This window comes from Pseudomonas sp. AM4(2022), assembly GCF_036346515.1.
In the GTDB taxonomy this organism is placed as follows: domain Bacteria; phylum Pseudomonadota; class Gammaproteobacteria; order Pseudomonadales; family Pseudomonadaceae; genus Aquipseudomonas; species Aquipseudomonas paracarnis.
Genome location: NZ_JAOTNW010000002.1, coordinates 212,426 through 227,641, shown reverse-complemented (window position 1 = coordinate 227,641; position 15,216 = coordinate 212,426). Strand labels below are relative to the sequence as shown.

Annotated in this window: 15 protein-coding genes; 3 read left to right on the top strand and 12 right to left on the bottom strand. The window is 62.0% G+C overall.

All coding sequences use genetic code 11. The annotated features are described in order from the left end of the window. Positions 1-22 precede the first annotated feature (22 nt). Complete coding sequence (gene tagQ, locus ODQ19_RS03420; RefSeq protein WP_330209332.1) at positions 23-946, top strand: type VI secretion system-associated lipoprotein TagQ; 924 nt, start codon at positions 23-25, stop codon at positions 944-946. Positions 947-1,070: 124 nt separating this feature from the next. Then, entirely contained in the window at positions 1,071-1,445 is a 375-nt protein-coding gene (locus ODQ19_RS03415) for a hypothetical protein (protein WP_003195530.1), read from the top strand. 227 nt (positions 1,446-1,672) lie between these two features. Here ODQ19_RS03415 and ODQ19_RS03405 read toward each other — a convergent pair whose 3' ends face one another. The 6 genes from ODQ19_RS03405 to exbB form a co-directional block, all read right to left on the bottom strand. Then, on the bottom strand, positions 1,673-3,073 hold the full coding sequence (locus tag ODQ19_RS03405) for an aminoacyl-tRNA deacylase and HDOD domain-containing protein (RefSeq protein ID WP_330209331.1): 1,401 nt from the start codon (positions 3,071-3,073) through the stop codon (positions 1,673-1,675). A 212-nt stretch (positions 3,074-3,285) separates the two neighbouring features. Next, positions 3,286-5,361, bottom strand: a complete 2,076-nt coding sequence (recG, locus tag ODQ19_RS03400) for an ATP-dependent DNA helicase RecG (RefSeq protein ID WP_003195525.1) — start codon at positions 5,359-5,361, stop codon at positions 3,286-3,288. An 8-nt stretch (positions 5,362-5,369) separates the two neighbouring features. Then, entirely contained in the window at positions 5,370-6,290 is a 921-nt protein-coding gene (locus tag ODQ19_RS03395) for a hydrogen peroxide-inducible genes activator (protein ID WP_003195523.1), read from the bottom strand. Between the two features lie 156 nt (positions 6,291-6,446). Continuing rightward, positions 6,447-7,193 carry an energy transducer TonB family protein gene (locus tag ODQ19_RS03390; RefSeq protein ID WP_003195521.1) on the bottom strand — a complete coding sequence of 249 codons (747 nt, stop codon included), beginning with the start codon at positions 7,191-7,193 and terminating at the stop codon, positions 6,447-6,449. Beyond that, on the bottom strand, positions 7,190-7,615 hold the full coding sequence (exbD, locus tag ODQ19_RS03385) for a TonB system transport protein ExbD (protein WP_003195519.1): 426 nt from the start codon (positions 7,613-7,615) through the stop codon (positions 7,190-7,192). The genes ODQ19_RS03390 and exbD overlap by 4 nt, the downstream gene beginning before the upstream one ends. A 6-nt stretch (positions 7,616-7,621) precedes the next feature. After that, complete coding sequence (exbB, locus tag ODQ19_RS03380) at positions 7,622-8,605, bottom strand: tonB-system energizer ExbB (protein WP_330209330.1); 984 nt, start codon at positions 8,603-8,605, stop codon at positions 7,622-7,624. A 187-nt stretch (positions 8,606-8,792) separates the two neighbouring features. Between exbB and ODQ19_RS03375 the strand changes: the two genes are divergently transcribed. Further along, positions 8,793-9,644, top strand: coding sequence for an SDR family oxidoreductase (locus ODQ19_RS03375; RefSeq protein ID WP_330209329.1), 852 nt, complete (start codon positions 8,793-8,795; stop codon positions 9,642-9,644). A gap of 165 nt (positions 9,645-9,809) precedes the next feature. Here the strand turns inward: ODQ19_RS03375 and ODQ19_RS03370 are convergent, their stop codons facing one another. The 6 genes from ODQ19_RS03370 to ODQ19_RS03345 all read right to left on the bottom strand — a co-directional run bounded on the left by ODQ19_RS03370 (position 9,810) and on the right by ODQ19_RS03345 (position 15,103). Beyond that, positions 9,810-10,550 (bottom strand): hypothetical protein, encoded by a 741-nt coding sequence (locus ODQ19_RS03370; protein ID WP_330209328.1) that lies wholly within the window; start codon positions 10,548-10,550, stop codon positions 9,810-9,812. Positions 10,551-10,606: 56 nt separating this feature from the next. Then, positions 10,607-10,987 carry a RidA family protein gene (locus tag ODQ19_RS03365; RefSeq protein WP_003176922.1) on the bottom strand — a complete coding sequence of 127 codons (381 nt, stop codon included), beginning with the start codon at positions 10,985-10,987 and terminating at the stop codon, positions 10,607-10,609. 24 nt (positions 10,988-11,011) lie between these two features. After that, positions 11,012-13,117 (bottom strand): bifunctional GTP diphosphokinase/guanosine-3',5'-bis pyrophosphate 3'-pyrophosphohydrolase, encoded by a 2,106-nt coding sequence (spoT, locus tag ODQ19_RS03360; RefSeq protein ID WP_003195510.1) that lies wholly within the window; start codon positions 13,115-13,117, stop codon positions 11,012-11,014. A 60-nt stretch (positions 13,118-13,177) separates the two neighbouring features. Continuing rightward, positions 13,178-13,441: a DNA-directed RNA polymerase subunit omega gene (gene rpoZ / locus ODQ19_RS03355; RefSeq protein WP_003195508.1), complete on the bottom strand. Its 264-nt coding sequence runs from the start codon at positions 13,439-13,441 to the stop codon at positions 13,178-13,180. A gap of 167 nt (positions 13,442-13,608) precedes the next feature. Next, positions 13,609-14,229, bottom strand: a complete 621-nt coding sequence (gmk, locus tag ODQ19_RS03350) for a guanylate kinase (protein ID WP_330209327.1) — start codon at positions 14,227-14,229, stop codon at positions 13,609-13,611. A gap of 10 nt (positions 14,230-14,239) precedes the next feature. Next, positions 14,240-15,103: a YicC/YloC family endoribonuclease gene (locus tag ODQ19_RS03345; RefSeq protein WP_330209326.1), complete on the bottom strand. Its 864-nt coding sequence runs from the start codon at positions 15,101-15,103 to the stop codon at positions 14,240-14,242. Positions 15,104-15,216: the final 113 nt, after the last annotated feature.

Sequence of the window (15,216 nt, the reverse complement as noted above, 5' to 3'; positions counted from 1 at the left end):
AAACTTAACAGAGATCACATCTATGCTTTTTTCCCGTAAGGCGGTTTCCAAGCGTCACCTGCTGCTGATCGCAGCTGGTTTCAGCACCGTGTTGACTGGTTGCGCTACGTCGCCTGCATCCAAGGTAGCGTCGAGCACCAAGGTCGAGTACTACCCCAACTGCTACGAGCCGGTGCAGCACCTGCGCGCCACCGATTCGGACATGACCAAGTCGGTCGTCACCGGTGCAGCCCTCGGCGCGGCTGGCGGTGCCCTGCTGGGCGCCCTGACCGGCGACAAGGACAGCCGTGGCCGCAATGCCGCAATCGGTGCCGCAGGCGGCGCCCTGGCTGGCGGCGCGGCGGGGTACTACACCGAGCGCCAGAAGCAGATCACCGATGACAACCAGCGCATCGCGTCCTACTCCACCGACTTCAACAAAAGCGCCTCGGACATCGACCGCAGCACCGCCTATGCCAAGGCCTCGCAGCAGTGCTACCAGAGCGCCTTCACCAAGCTGGTGGCTGATCGCAAGGCCAAGACCGTCAACGACACCGAAGGCCGCAAGCGCCTGGCGGAAATCGTCGCGGGCCTGAAGGAGTCCAATGACCTGATCGTGACGGTCAACGGCAAAGCCAGCGAAGACCTGAACAACTACACCCAGGCCTATGAGAAAGATCTGCAACAGGTCGGCGTACAGCGCAGCGATGTGGTGACCGTGGCCACCGCCGATACCACGCCAGTGGCCGCTCCGGCCAAGGGCAAGAAAGCCGTCAAGCCGGCCAAGAAGCCGGTGCTGCCGACAGTGCCGAAAGAAGCGGTAACCACCGAACGTAGCATCCAGACCGTGCAGGCCAAGCAAGCTGAAAGCAAGCAGGTCGCCAGCGCGGGCAAGACCCAGATCGAAGCAACCTGCCGCAATCCAAACCTGGCCGATTGGGCGCCAGTGCCATGCCCTAACTTTTAAGTACTTGTTGCTATAAGCGTTAAACGCCAACCGATCTGCGCCTAAAGCGCGAGATCGGTGGCGTTCTTTTTGCAAATCGTTACACTGCTGCGGCCACTCCAATAAATACACCGAGGCCGTGTGCATGAAATTTCGTCTTCTCCTGTGGGTGCTGGGCCTGATGATGGGCAAAGCCAGCCGCACCAACCCCGCCTTCCAGCAGCAACTGGGTGACAAAGACCTGGCCTTCCAGCTGCAGACCCTCGACGGCAAGGTTGCCCGTCATTTCATCGTCAAAGACCAGCGCATCACCAGCCGCTCAGGTGTCCATCCGGCGCCGGCCTTTGCGATTGCCTTCAAGGATGCCGCCTACGGCTTCGCCACGATGCAGGCGAAGAACAAGCAACTGGCGTTCATGACGGGGATTCAGGACAAGTCCATCCAGATCAAGGGCAACCCGGCGCTGGTGATCTGGTTTCAGGGGCTGACCAAGTATTTGAAGCCGAAGAAAAAGAAGTAACACCTGTAGGAGCGAGCTTGCTCGCGAAAACCGTCAACGATGACGCGGGGTGCCTGGCGCCCCGCGGTGTTCTCAGGTTTTTCGCGAGCAAGCTCGCTCCTACACTGAAGGGGGGCAGGGACACCGCGTTGGATTCATCGCAGGCAAGCCAGCTCCCACAGAACTTTGAAATACGGTCAACTGTGGGAGCTGGCTTGCCTGCGATAGCGGTGTAACAGGCGGCAGATTTACCCCTGGCTGAACTGGGACGCCAGCTCGCGCAACAGCACTTCGGCATCCAGCACTTTACCCACCACATCCTCCGCCTTCTCGCGGCTCAGGCCCAGACGCTCAAGCAATGCATCCGGAATGGATTCATCCGGCCCGGAGCCAATCCCCCGGCTGCGCAACAGGCGCACCGCCAGGCACACCAGGTTCGGGTACTCGGCGTATTGCCCGTCATACGTCGGGTCGTGCTGGAAGCGCAGGGCGGTGCACAGTTCGTCCGGCATGTCCCAGTAGCGCATCAGCCAGGCGCCGATCTGTTCGCGGCTGATGCCCAGCAAGTGTTGCTCGACGTAGCTGTGGCACAGGTGCGGGTTGACCTCCAGGTGCCGGCAGATCAGCGAAAAGTGTGGCGGAAACACGTGGGCTAGTAGCAGGTAGCCGAAGTTGTGCAGCAAACCTGCCAGGTAGGTCAGGCCGGCTTCCGGGCGCTGGGCGCGGGGCATGGCGCGGGTCAGGCCCTCAATCACGGCGGCGGTGTAGATCGACTGGTGCCAGTAAGGCGTGGACAGGTGCGGGCGGTCCTTGGGCAGGCTCAGGGTTTTGCCCAGGGCCAGGCCCAGCGCCAGGTTGATCACCAGATCAAAGCCCAGCACGCGCACGATGGCGTCTTCGACTGAGCGGATCTTGCCCGGCGAGGCGTAGTAGGGCGACGCGGCCCAGCTTACGACCTGGGCGGCAAGGGCCGGGTCGGTTTCCACCACGCCAGTAATGTCGTCGATGGTGGCGTTGGGATCGACGCGCAGCTTGATGATCTTCTGCGCGGTGTCGGCCAGCGGTGGAATCTCTATGGTCGCTTCCAGGCGCTGCTGAATACGACGCGCGGTGAAGGCTTGCATCGCCTGGGTGATTTCCTCACGGTCATCATTGGGGCGGTCGAGGTTCGGGCGGATGTTGCTCAAGGGTTCACCGAACTGCGCGGCGCTGGCCTTGGTGAGCAGGCTCTTGAAGGCGTCGGTGGGGATTTCCAGCAACAGCCCGGCTTCGCCCGAATGCACCAGCAGGCTCGGCTCATTGAGCAAGCGGCCTTCGTACAGGCACGGCGAACTGGTCAGGGGCGGCAAGCCCGGCAGCAGGCTCAGGTCATGCTTGCCCAGCATGCGCTCGACGCGCTCGGGGGCTACGGCCGTGAGGCGGCGACCGGTGAGTTCGGCGAGGCGGTTGAGGTCCAGCAACTGGCTTTGGGGGAACAGCACCATGAGCGCGCCAACCGCATCTTCAAGCAACACCGCCTGGACCTTTTGTGAAGGGTTCAGGCCAGGCTGTTCGATGACTTCCGTGTAGGGGATGGCGAGCTTTGCGAGCAGCGCCCGAATGACCGGCGGGGCGGTCAGTGGGGCTGTGGCGAGGGCAACTTCTGACATGGCCTGATCCAATTTCTTACATTCATTGGAGTATAACCAGCTTGATACGGGTGTTGGTCGGATAAGTGTTCTTTGTGACGAGGTTGGCTGTGTGCCGATCCCCTGTAGGAGCGAGCTTGCTCGCGAAGAGCTTCCTGACGGCGCGATCACCCAGAATGTCCGCGTTATCGTTGGCGTTCTTCGCGAGCAAGCTCGCTCCTACAGGATAGGGGTCAGACTTGACCGTATTGCTGGCCGTGGCGCAGCCAGCGGTTGAGCAAGGGGCTGACGTGATCGGGCCAACGTTCGAGCAAGGCTTGCGCAGCATCGCGCACGGCGGGCAGCAGGTCGGCATCGCGCATCAGGTCGGCGACCTTGAATTGCAGCAGGCCGGTCTGGCGCGTGCCGAGCATTTCACCGGGGCCGCGCAGTTCGAGGTCTTTTTCGGCGATAACAAAACCGTCGTTGGTTTCGCGCATGATGCCCAGTCGCTGGCGACCGATCTGCGACAGCGGCGGGTGATAGAGCAGCACGCAGTGGCTGGCGGCACTGCCCCGGCCAACCCGCCCGCGCAGCTGGTGCAGTTGCGCCAGGCCCAGGCGTTCGGGGTTTTCGATGATCATCAGGCTGGCGTTGGGGACGTCCACGCCCACTTCAATCACGGTGGTAGCCACCAGCAATTGCAGGTTGCCGGCCTTGAACTCGGCCATCACTGCGGCTTTTTCCGCCGGTTTCATTCGGCCATGAATCAACCCCACCTTGAGCTCACCCAAGGCGCTGGTGAGGTCTTCATAGGTGGTTTCGGCGGCCTGGCAGGTCAGTTCTTCGGACTCTTCGATCAGGGTGCACACCCAGTACGCCTGGCGGCCTTCGGCGCAGGCGCCGCGCACGCGCTCGATCACTTCGACGCGCCGGGTGTCGGTGACCAGCACGGTGTTGACCGGGGTACGCCCTGGCGGTAGTTCGTCGAGGATCGAGGTGTCGAGGTCGGCGTAGGCGCTCATGGCCAGGGTGCGTGGGATCGGCGTGGCGGTCATGATCAACTGGTGCGGGTTCATGCGCCCGCCCACGCCTTTCTGGCGCAGGGCCAGGCGTTGTTGCACGCCGAAGCGGTGCTGTTCGTCAATGATCACCAGCGCGAGGTTCTTGAACTGCACTTCGTCCTGGAACAGCGCATGGGTGCCCACCACCATCGGTGCGCCGGCGGCGATCTGCTCCAGGGCGGCCACGCGGTTCTTGCCTTTGAGCTTGCCAGCCAGCCACGCCACCTCCAGGCCCAGGGGTTCGAGCCAGCGCTTGAAGGTGATGAAGTGTTGTTCGGCGAGGATTTCCGTCGGTGCCATCAGCGCCACCTGATAGCCAGCTTCCAGGGCTTGCAGGGCGGCGAGGGCAGCGACCACGGTCTTGCCGGCGCCTACGTCACCCTGGATGAGCCGCAGCATCGGCTCTTGCTGGCTGAGGTCGTAGGCGATTTCATTGCCCACCCGCTGTTGCGCGCCGGTGGGTGCAAAGCCGAGGTTGGCCAGGTATTGCGCAGGCAGCCGCGTGGCCTTGGGCATCGCCGGGGCGCGCAGGGAACGCATGCTTTCGCGCAGGCGTTGCTGGGACAGCTGGTGCGTGAGCAGTTCTTCAAAGGCCAGGCGATGTTGGGCCCAGTGGTGACCGAGGGCGAGTTCGTCCACATCGGCATCGGCGGGCGGGTGATGCAAATACCGAATCGCATCGGCCAGGGGCGCCAGCTGATAATCGCGGGCCAGCTCCAGGGGTAGCCAATCGGGCAGGCTTTGCGGGCCGAGCATGGTCAGGGTTTGCATGCACAACTGACGCAGGCGTTGCTGGGTCAAACCCTCGGTCAGCGGGTAGATCGGCGTGAGCGTGGTGTCCACCGGTGGCGGCTCATCGCCGGTAATGGCGCGGTATTCCGGGTGGTAGATTTCCAGGCCCGATGCGCCAGGACGTGCCTCGCCGTAGCAGCGCACGCGGGTGCCACGCTTGAGGCCTTCCTTCTGTGCGTTGCTGAAGTGGTAGAAGCGCAGGCTCAAGCCGCCGGTGCCGTCCTGCAGGCGCACCACCAGGCTGCGGCGCTTGCCCATCACCACGTCGGCGCCGCTTACGGTGCCTTCGATGACCGCGTCCTGCCCAGGGCGCAAATGGCCGATGGGCACCACGCGGGTGCGGTCCTGGTAGCGCAGGGGCAGGTGGAACAGCACGTCCTGAAGGTTCTCCAGGCCGACCTTGGCCAGTTTCTCGGCCATGGCCTCACCGACACCCTTGAGTGCCGTCACCGACACCTGCGACAGCTCAGTCATACCGTGGCTTAGCTCGCAACGGGCGGCTTGGCCACCGAACACAGACGGATCGAGTCCGCGAGAATCTCAATCGCTTTGGGGCGCGGGAAGCTGGCGCGCCAGGCAATCGCCACGGTACGGAACGGCACCGGCGGCGTGAGTGGGCGCACTTCGATCACGCCCTGGGCGTAGTGATGGCTGTCTACCGCAGACAGCGGCAGGATCGAGATACCCAGGCCGGAAGCGACCATATGGCGAATGGTTTCCAGGGAGCTGGATTCCACCGTGGTGTGCTTGGCGCCGTCGTTGCCCTTGGTCAGGGTCGGGCAGGCTTCCAGCACTTGGTCGCGGAAGCAGTGGCCTTCACCGAGCAGCAGCAGGCTCTTGTCATTGAGCAGGCCGGCGTCGATGGTGTCCTTCTTGGTCCACGGGTGGGAGGCCGGCATCAGCACGTAGAACGGCTCGTCGTAGAGCGGCAGGGTCAGCACGTCCGCTTCGTTGAAGGGCAGGGCGATGATGATCGCGTCCAGCTCGCCGTTGCGCAGTTTATCGCGCAGCACATGGGTGAAGTTTTCTTCGATATACAGCGGCATCTGCGGCGCGACACGATGCAGTTGCGGGATCAAGTGCGGGAACAGGTAGGGGCCGACCGTATAGATCGCGCCGACCTTGAGCGGCGCGGTCAGCTGGTTCTTGCCGGCCTGGGCCAATTCGCGAATGCTTTGCGCCTGTTCCAGGACCTTCTGGGCCTGGGCAACGATGCCTTCGCCTACCGGGGTGAGGCGAACGGCACTCTTGCTGCGCTCGAAAATCAGCACACCGAGTTCGTCTTCAAGCTTTTTCACACCCACCGACAGCGTCGGCTGGCTGACGTGGCAACGCTCGGCTGCATGGCCGAAGTGCTGTTCTTGGGCGAGGGTCACGATGTAGCGTAATTCTGTGAGAGTCATAGCGGGCGTCCATGAGGTTGCGGGCCAAGCATACCGGCTGCAATCGATAGACGCACGTTATCAGAACTTTGCTGGGGATTGAGTGGGGAGTGTCGGAATTTTACTGAGGTAATAAAGCGAATGTGGGAGGGAGCAAGTCCCTCCCACAGTGCTCTGTCAGCGGCGACGCTTGTCGATGTTGTAGACGAACGGCGCGACCAGTTCGACGCTGCCGTTTTTCAACAGGTCTGCCGGAGGCTTGGGCAGCGGCTGAGCCTTGCGGATCATCTCAAGGGTTGCACGGTCCAGGTCGGCGTTGCCGGAGCGGCCTTCCAGTTCGTAGGACAGCACATTGCCTTCGCCATCGACCACGAAGCGCAAGCGGTTCATACCTTCCTTGCCACTGCGTTGGGCGCCGGGCGGGTACTTCTTGTACTTCTGCAGATGCGCCAGCAACGTGCTTTGCCAGGATGCCTGGGCGGCCAGCTGCTGTGCCGACGGGCCCGGTGTAGGCTGGGCGGACTTCTGCGCAGGTGCGTTGCTCGGCGGCGTTTCGCTCGGTGGCTCCTCGGAAGGTTTCTCCTTGGGCGGCTCGGGCTTCTTCTCCACCGGCTTTGGAGGTTGTGGCTTAGGCTTGGGCTTGACCGGCTTGGGCACCTGGATCGTTGGCTTGGGCGCCTCGGCCAGCTTCGGCAGGGGCAGCTCTTCGACCGGTGGCGGCGGCGGCGCAACGACCTTGGGCGGTGCTGGAGGCGGCGGCGGTGCTGGCAGCGGCGCCAGGTCGATGACCATGGCGGCGGGTGGCAGCTGGATCGCCTGCGGCGCGGACCATTGGAGCGCGATGATGATCGCGACGGCATGCACGCCCAGCACGACGGCGAGGCTGGTGCCATAACGCGTCAGTTTGTGGCGCGTCGTGATCATTTCTTGGCTGCCGTCTCAAGTCCGACCAGGCCTACCTTGAGGTAGCCGGCGGCCCGCAGGGCATCCATCACGCTCATCAGGTCGCCATAGTCCACGCCTTTGTCGGCCTGGAAGAAGATCGTCGTGTCTTTCTTGCCTTGGGTCTTGGCGTCGAGCACCGGCCCCAGGGTTTCAGCCTTGACTTCTTCTTCACCCAGGAACAGGCGTTGGTCCGCCTTGACGCTGAGGAAGATCGGCTTCTCTGGCCGCGGCGCCGGCTTGGCGCTGGACGCAGGCAGGTCCACTTTGATGTCCACGGTCGCCAGCGGTGCCGCCACCATGAAGATGATCAACAGCACCAGCATCACGTCGATAAACGGCGTGACGTTGATTTCGTGGTTCTCGACGAGTTCGTCGTCGCCTTGATTCAAATGCAGGCCCATGGCCGATTACCCCACTTTCACCATGTGCGGTTGCGAGCTGCGCTCGGTAGGCAGGTGATCGAGGTCACGGCTGACCAGCAGCAGGACTTCTGCCGACGCGTCCGACACCTGGGCCTTGTAGCCGGCAATCGAACGGGCGAAGACGTTGTAGATCACCACCGCAGGAATCGCGGCAACCAGGCCCAAGGCAGTAGCCAGCAGGGCTTCGGCGATGCCGGGGGCAACGACGGCGAGGTTGGTGGTCTGGGTTTTGGCGATACCGATGAAGCTGTTCATGATGCCCCACACGGTACCGAACAGGCCGACGAAGGGCGCAGTGGAACCGATGGTGGCGAGTACGCCGGTGCCGCTGCTCATGTTACGGCCGCAGGCGGCAACCAGGCGCTCCAAGCGGAAGCTGACACGCTCCTTGATGCCTTCTTTTTCGCGGGTGTTGGCCGACAGGCGCATTTCTTCGAGTGCGTCGTGCACCAGCAGGTTAGCCAGGGTGCCCTTCTTGGTCGCGGTTTCGCTCGCTTCCTTGAGGGTGGTGGCTTTTTTCAGGTGGACGATTTCAGCGCGCAGACGACGCTTGGCGCCCAACAGCTCGAAGCCTTTGGCAATCCAGATGGTCCAGGTGATGATCGAGGCAATGGCCAGGCCGATCATCACAGCCTTCACTACCACGTCGGCATTCTGGTACATGCCCCATGGTGACAGGTCGTGGGCCATGCCCAGGGTGTTGTCTTCTTCAAGCACCACGCCGGTTTCGTCGGCAGGTGCGGCCGCGCCGGCGGCCTGGGCCGGGTCGGTGGCCACTGGCGCGACTGCAGGCGCCGCCGGGGTAGTGGCATTTTGCTCGGCAGCGGCCGGAGCGGCGGGGGCAGTGGCGTCAGCGAAGGCGGCGGTCGGTGCCAGCAGTACGCTGAACAGCATCGCAGCAATCGCACGCCAGGCGCGGGAGGGACTGTGAAGCTTGGTTGGCGAAGCGGGTTTTGTATGACGTGTCATGCTGGCCGGACCTGAGAGAAAAAATGGGTGATCGTCCTTCCAGACCCTTGGGGTCGAGGACAAATGGGCGGTTATTATTGCAAGTAATTCTTGTTAACAGAAGTAATACAGTAACTTTATTTGTGCTTTTTCTGGCCGTTGGTCATCTCTGGCGGCTAATCTGCGCCTTTAAGAATGGAGTTTTGTGATGTCTGTGCCTTCTGTTGTGATTGCCGGTTGCGGTGATGTGGGTAGTCGGCTGGCTAGCCAATTGCTGGCCTCGGAATGGGAGGTTCACGGCCTGCGCCGCGATATTTCGCGCTTGCCCGACGGGGTGATCGGCATCGCCGGCGACCTGTTTAAAAAGGATTGCCCTGACACCTGGCCCATCGGCGGGGTGGATTATCTGGTGTACTGCGCCGCTGCCACTGACCACGACGAAGCCGGCTATCGCGCCGCCTACGTGCAAGGGTTGCTGCATGTGTTGGAGTGGCTGGACGACTACGGCCAGACGCCCAAGCATTTGCTGTTTGTTTCCAGCAGCAGTGTGTATGGGCAGCAGAACGGCGAGTGGGTCGACGAAACGTCCGAGACGCAAGCGAAGGGCTATTCCGGGCAGGTAATGCTGGAAGCTGAGCAAGTGGCGCTCAATAGCGGTATTCCAGCGACCATCGTGCGCTTGACCGGCATCTACGGCCCTGGCCGTGAATGGCTGCTGACCCAGGTGCGTCAAGGCTATCGCGTAGCGGTTGATCCCCCGTTGTATGGCAACCGTATCCACGCTGACGACGCCGCGGGCCTGCTCGCCTTTTTGCTGCGGCATGTGGAAAAGGGCGGTTCGCTGGAAAAGGTCTATATCGGCGTTGACGATGCGCCGGCACCGCTGGCCGAGGTCGTGGCCTGGTTGCGCGAGTACCTGGGTGTGACCGAATGGGCCGAGGACGCCAGTGTGCGGCGTGCGGGGAGCAAGCAGTGCAGTAATGCACGTATCAAGGCGCTTGGCTGGGTGCCGACATACCCGACCTACCGGGAAGGCTATGCGGCGATCCTGAAGGGCTGAAGCGCGGCAAAAAATGTGGGAGCTGGCTTGCTGTGGCGAGGGAGCTTGCTCCCGCTGACTGCGCAGCAGTCTCCGGTTGTTTGGGGGCGCTTCGCACCCCAGCGCAAGCAAGCTTGCTCGCCACAGCAAGCCAGTTCCCACATTTGGATTTGGGTGAGGGTGTTATTACTTTTCAAGCAACCATTGGCGAGGGCCAGGCGTGAACTGGGGCACTTCATCGGCCTGCGCGGTATTGATCGCCTGGAAGATCTCCAGTTGCTCACCTTTGCGCGCGAAGATCCAAGGGTTGCCCTGGCCGTTCAGTTGCAGCCAGATGCTGTCATAGCCGCCGCTCATGGAAGCGCAATCGCCTGCCAGGCAGAGTGAATAGCGATCAACCCCCGGCAGGCCGGCGACCTTGCCGTCTGCCTGGAATTGCACCGTGGCACCGCTGCCGGTGCCGTCGCTGATCTTCCAGTCGCCGCCCATATAGGCCGCGTACAACGCGCGTTCGAAGTTGGCGCCCAGTGGCGCGCCTTCTGGGGCCGGGTCTTTGGCGCGGGCAAACAGCTGCTCGGGCTCGTTGTCGTTGGCCACTTGCAGCAGTTGCTTGCCTTTGCGCTTAAGCTCGGTGGCAGAGCTGCCATAGAAATCCACGTTCCACGCGCCGGGCTTTTCAGCCGACAACTTGCCTTCCGCCACTTCAAAACCGTTGTAGTAGCGCGCCTGCAAGGCCTTGGTGTTGACCTCCCACTCAAGGTTGGGCCCATAGGACTGCAGGGCTTCACGCAAAGGGCCGCCCTTGGCCGCCGCGTCGATGGCGGCCTGGTTGATCCAGGTACCGCTCACATCCAGGTCGGCGGGGTTGCTGGCACAGCCGCCGAGCAACAGGGCGAGCAACGAGGAGGCTACAAGCGCTTTGCGCATTACGAAATCCTTCTGAAACGAAGTCGGCGCAGCCTGTTGGGGCTGCGCCGGGTGTTTTACTCGATGACCAGAATGGCGTCCATCTCAACCTGTGCACCCTTTGGCAGGGCGGCAACGCCGATGGCGGCGCGGGCTGGGTAAGGTTGCTCGAAGTACTTGCCCATGATCTCGTTGACCTTGGCGAAGTGGCTGAGGTCGGTGAGGAAGATGTTCAGCTTGACGATGTCCTTGAACGAACCACCGGCAGCTTCAGCCACGGACTTGAGGTTTTCAAAGACCTGTACGGTCTGGGCTTCGAAGCCTTCAACCAATTCCATGGTCTTTGGGTCCAGTGGGATCTGGCCGGACATGTAGACGGTATTGCCCGCCTTGATCGCCTGGGAATAAGTGCCGATGGCGGCTGGAGCTTTATCGCTGGTGATAACTGTCTTGGTCATGAATGACTCCTTGTAATGGATCGGTTATGCACGCATGCGGGTGATGCGGATCACACCGGTCAAGGCGCGCAACTTTTTGATCACGCGGGCCAGGTGCACGCGGTCGTGCACGCTGACCACCAGTTGGACCACGCTGATGCGACCATCGCGTTCGTCCATGCTGATTTTCTCGATATTGCCGTCGGCGGCGTTGACGCTGCTGGCCAACAGGGCGATCAGGCCGCGCTGATGTTCCAGCTCCACCCGCAGCTCGACGTTGAATTCGCCGGTGACATCCTTGGCCCACGAGAGCTGGATGCATTTTTCCGGGTTGTGGCGGATTTCGGTGATGTTGCGGCAGTTGTCCAGGTGCACCACCATGCCTTTGCCTGCGGACAAGTGGCCGACAATCGGATCGCCCGGGATCGGCGTGCAACATTTGGCGTAGCTGAGCACCAGACCCTCGGTGCCGCGAATCGCCAGCGGGCCTTCCGGGCTCGGCAGCTGTTCGCCTTCGCCCAGCAGGCGGCGCGCAACCACGTAGGCCATGCGGTTGCCCAGGCCGATGTCTTCCAACAGGTCTTCGATGGTTTCCTGGCGATACTCGTGGAGCATCGCTTGCACGCGCTCTTGCGGGATCTTGTCCAGGGCGCTGTCGAAGCCGTTGAGTACCTTGTTCAGCAGGCGTTCGCCCAGGCTGATGGACTCGGAGCGGCGCTGCAATTTCAGCGCGTGGCGAATATGCGTACGTGCCTTGCCGGTGACCACAAAGTTGAGCCAGGCCGGGTTCGGGCGAGCGCCCGGTGCACTGACGATCTCCACCGTGGAACCGCTTTGCAGCGGCTCCGACAGCGGGGCCAGGCGCCGGTTGATCCGACAGGCGATGCAGCTGTTGCCGACATCGGTGTGCACCGCGTAGGCAAAGTCGACCGCCGTTGAGCCTTTGGGCAGCTCCATGATCCGGCCTTTGGGCGTGAACACGTAGACCTCGTCCGGGAACAGGTCGATCTTCACGCTTTCGATAAATTCCAGGGAGTTGCCGGCACGTTGCTGCATTTCCAGCACGCCCTTGACCCATTGGCGCGCGCGGGCATGGGTGCCTTTGGGCTGCTCGTCGCCGCTGGATTTGTACAGCCAATGGGCGGCGATGCCGTTGTTGGCCATCTCTTCCATTTCGCGGGTGCGGATCTGGATCTCGATCGGCACGCCGTGCATGCCAAACAGGGTGGTATGCAGCGACTGGTAGCCGTTGGCCTTGGGAATTGCGATGTAGTCCTTGAAGCGGCCCGGCAGGGGCTTGTACAAATTATGTACAGCGCCTAGTACGCGGTAGCAGGTATCGACTTTGTCGACGATGATCCGGAACGCATAGACGTCCATGATCTCGTTGAAGGCCCGGCGCTTGCCGCGCATCTTCTTGTAGATGCCGTAGATGTGCTTCTGCCGGCCGCTGACCTCGCCCTCGATCTCGTCGATCGCCAGGCAATGGCTCAGGGACTCTTCGATCTTGTTGACGATTTCCTTGCGGTTGCCCCGTGCGCGCTTGACCGCCTGGTAAATGCGCGCCGAACGCATGGGGTGCATGGCTTTAAAGCCCAGGTCTTCGAATTCGATACGAATGGCGTGCATGCCCAGCCGGTTGGCGATGGGGGCATAGATTTCCAGGGTTTCCTTGGCGATGCGTCGGCGCTTTTCGCCGGACAGCACTTCCAGCGTGCGCATGTTGTGCAGCCGGTCGGCCAGCTTGACCAGGATCACCCGAATGTCTCGGGCCATGGCCATGGCCATCTTCTGGAAGTTTTCCGCCTGGGCTTCGGCCTTGGTCTCGAAGTTCATCTGGGTCAGTTTGCTGACCCCGTCGACCAGTTCGGCCACGGTTTCGCCAAATTGCGCACTGAGCGCTTCCTTGGCAATGCCGGTGTCTTCGATCACGTCATGCAGCATCGCGGCCATCAGGCTCTGATGGTCCATGTGCATGTCGGCAAGAATATTGGCCACCGCAAGAGGATGGGTGACATACGCCTCACCGCTACGGCGGCGCTGGCCGTCGTGGGCTTGTTCGGCGTAGAAATACGCTCGGCGAACCAGGTTGACCTGGTCTGCGCCGAGGTAGGCCGATAAGCGATCGGCGAGGGCGTCTATGCTCGGCAAAGTGTGAACTCCTGCCGATGGCTGTGACCCCGCGCCGTGCTACGTCGACCAGGCATAGGCTTAGACGTCCTCGTTGGACTCGCCTTCGAACGCTGCAAACAGCGGTTCGTCTTCAACGATTTCGGCGTTGGCGATGAACTCGTAGCTCATCAGGCCTTCAGCGATTTCACGCAGGGCTACAACGGTAGGCTTGTCGTTTTCCCACTGGACCAGGGGCTCTTTGCCGCCAGTGGCCAGTTGACGGGCACGCTTGGTAGAGAGCATGACCAGCTCAAAGCGGTTATCCACGTGTTCTAGGCAGTCTTCAACGGTTACGCGGGCCATGGTATTCCTCGGAGCGAATGCAAGATGCGCGCTGCCCGGTTGGGCGAGCGGACTAAGCAGTTTAAAAAAACACCAGCGTTTAGGGAAGCGCTGATTTTTCGCAGGCCTTCGCAAAACCGCTACAAGTGCCAATGTAAGGCCCTTGCAGCTGTTTTGGGAAGAGTCAATCAGCCGAGCAATTCGGCGAGTAATTTGCCGAAACGCTGCTGTTGGCGCTTTTGCTGCAGTTGATTGGCGCGGAAAATCGCCTTCAAATCATCCAGGGCGTGGGTAAAGTCGTCATTGATGATCAGGTAGTCGTAGTCGACGTAGTGGCTCATCTCGCTGACGGCCTCACGCATACGGCCCTCGATGATCTCATCGCTGTCCTGGCCGCGGCTGGTCAGGCGTTGGTGCAGGGCTTGGAGCGATGGCGGCAGGATGAAGATGGAGCGCGCCTTGGGCATCAGCTGGCGCACTTGCTCGGCGCCCTGCCAGTCGATTTCCAGGATCAGGTCGTGGCCTTCGTCCAGGGTCTGCTGCAGGTGGCTCTGCGAGGTGCCGTAGAGGTTGCCGAACACTTCGGCGCGCTCCAGGAAGTCCCCGTGTTCGATCATCTTGACGAACTCGGTACGCTCGACGAAGTGATAGTGCACGCCGTCCACTTCGCCCGGGCGCATGGCGCGGGTGGTGTGCGAGACCGAAATGCGGATCTGCTCGTCGGCGTCGGTCAAGGCCTTGACCAAGCTGCTCTTGCCCGCGCCCGAAGGGGCGGAAATGATGTAAAGGGTGCCGGTGCTGTGGGTCATGGAGGTTGCCTTACTCAATATTCTGTACTTGTTCGCGCATTTGCTCGATCAACACTTTGAGGTTGACCGCCGCCGTGGTGCTGCGCGGGTCGAACGCCTTGGAGCCCAGTGTATTGGCTTCGCGGTTGAGTTCCTGCATCAGGAAGTCCAGGCGCCGACCGGCGGCACCGCCCGACTTGAGCACGCGGCGCACTTCAAGGATATGGGTACTCAGGCGGTCGAGTTCTTCGGCCACGTCGCTCTTCTGCGCGAGCAGGACCATTTCCTGTTCCAGGCGCGTCGGGTCGAGGTCGGCCTTCATGTCGGTGAAACGGTCGAGGATCTTCTGGCGCTGGGTGGCGAGCATCTGCGGTACCAGCTCACGCAGGGTCACTACGTCGGCTTCGATCGACGTCAGCCGCTCGCTGATCAGCCGCGCCAGTTCGGCGCCTTCGCGTTCACGGCCGGCCTTGAGTTCCTTCAGGCCTTGGTTGAACAGGGCGAGGGCTTCGGCATTCAGGGCCTGTGGGTCAGCCGCGTCGGCCACCAGCACGCCGGGCCAGGCCAATACTTCCAGAGGGTTCAATGCGGCCGGCTGTTTGATCAGGCCGGCGATGGTTTCGGCAGCGGCCACCAGTTGGGCGGCGCGGTCGCGGTCGACCTGCAGCGGCTTGCCGGTGGTTTCTTCGGTAAAGCGCAGGGTGCATTCCAGCTTGCCGCGGGAGATGCCCTGGCGCAGCGCTTCACGCACAGCACCTTCGAGGTCGCGGAATGACTCTGGCAGGCGCAGGTGCGGCTCCAGGTAACGGCTGTTGACCGAGCGCAGCTCCCAGCTGAGGGTGCCTTGGGCCCCGGCTTTTTCGACACGGGCGAAGGCGGTCATGCTGTGGACCATGGAGGTACCTCGCGTTGGATAAATAGAAATTGGCCAGGCCGACCTGTAGGAGCGAGCTTGCTCGAGAAGAACGCAAGGGCGCCGCGCTGAATCAGAAAGCCCCCGTAATTGTT

What these genes read in the sequence shown, in the direction of transcription:
- recG (WP_003195525.1), bottom strand. Translation starts at nt 5,361, where the DNA reads ATGACTGAGCTGTCGCAGGTGTCGGTGACGGCACTCAAGGGTGTCGGT.
- gmk (WP_330209327.1), bottom strand. Translation starts at nt 14,229, where the DNA reads ATGACCCACAGCACCGGCACCCTTTACATCATTTCCGCCCCTTCGGGC.
- ODQ19_RS03415 (WP_003195530.1), top strand. Translation starts at nt 1,071, where the DNA reads ATGAAATTTCGTCTTCTCCTGTGGGTGCTGGGCCTGATGATGGGCAAA.
- ODQ19_RS03370 (WP_330209328.1), bottom strand. Translation starts at nt 10,550, where the DNA reads ATGCGCAAAGCGCTTGTAGCCTCCTCGTTGCTCGCCCTGTTGCTCGGC.
- exbD (WP_003195519.1), bottom strand. Translation starts at nt 7,615, where the DNA reads ATGGGCCTGCATTTGAATCAAGGCGACGACGAACTCGTCGAGAACCAC.
- ODQ19_RS03365 (WP_003176922.1), bottom strand. Translation starts at nt 10,987, where the DNA reads ATGACCAAGACAGTTATCACCAGCGATAAAGCTCCAGCCGCCATCGGC.
- ODQ19_RS03375 (WP_330209329.1), top strand. Translation starts at nt 8,793, where the DNA reads ATGTCTGTGCCTTCTGTTGTGATTGCCGGTTGCGGTGATGTGGGTAGT.
- ODQ19_RS03390 (WP_003195521.1), bottom strand. Translation starts at nt 7,193, where the DNA reads ATGATCACGACGCGCCACAAACTGACGCGTTATGGCACCAGCCTCGCC.
- tagQ (WP_330209332.1), top strand. Translation starts at nt 23, where the DNA reads ATGCTTTTTTCCCGTAAGGCGGTTTCCAAGCGTCACCTGCTGCTGATC.
- ODQ19_RS03395 (WP_003195523.1), bottom strand. Translation starts at nt 6,290, where the DNA reads ATGACTCTCACAGAATTACGCTACATCGTGACCCTCGCCCAAGAACAG.
- ODQ19_RS03345 (WP_330209326.1), bottom strand. Translation starts at nt 15,103, where the DNA reads ATGGTCCACAGCATGACCGCCTTCGCCCGTGTCGAAAAAGCCGGGGCC.
- exbB (WP_330209330.1), bottom strand. Translation starts at nt 8,605, where the DNA reads ATGACACGTCATACAAAACCCGCTTCGCCAACCAAGCTTCACAGTCCC.
- ODQ19_RS03405 (WP_330209331.1), bottom strand. Translation starts at nt 3,073, where the DNA reads ATGTCAGAAGTTGCCCTCGCCACAGCCCCACTGACCGCCCCGCCGGTC.
- rpoZ (WP_003195508.1), bottom strand. Translation starts at nt 13,441, where the DNA reads ATGGCCCGCGTAACCGTTGAAGACTGCCTAGAACACGTGGATAACCGC.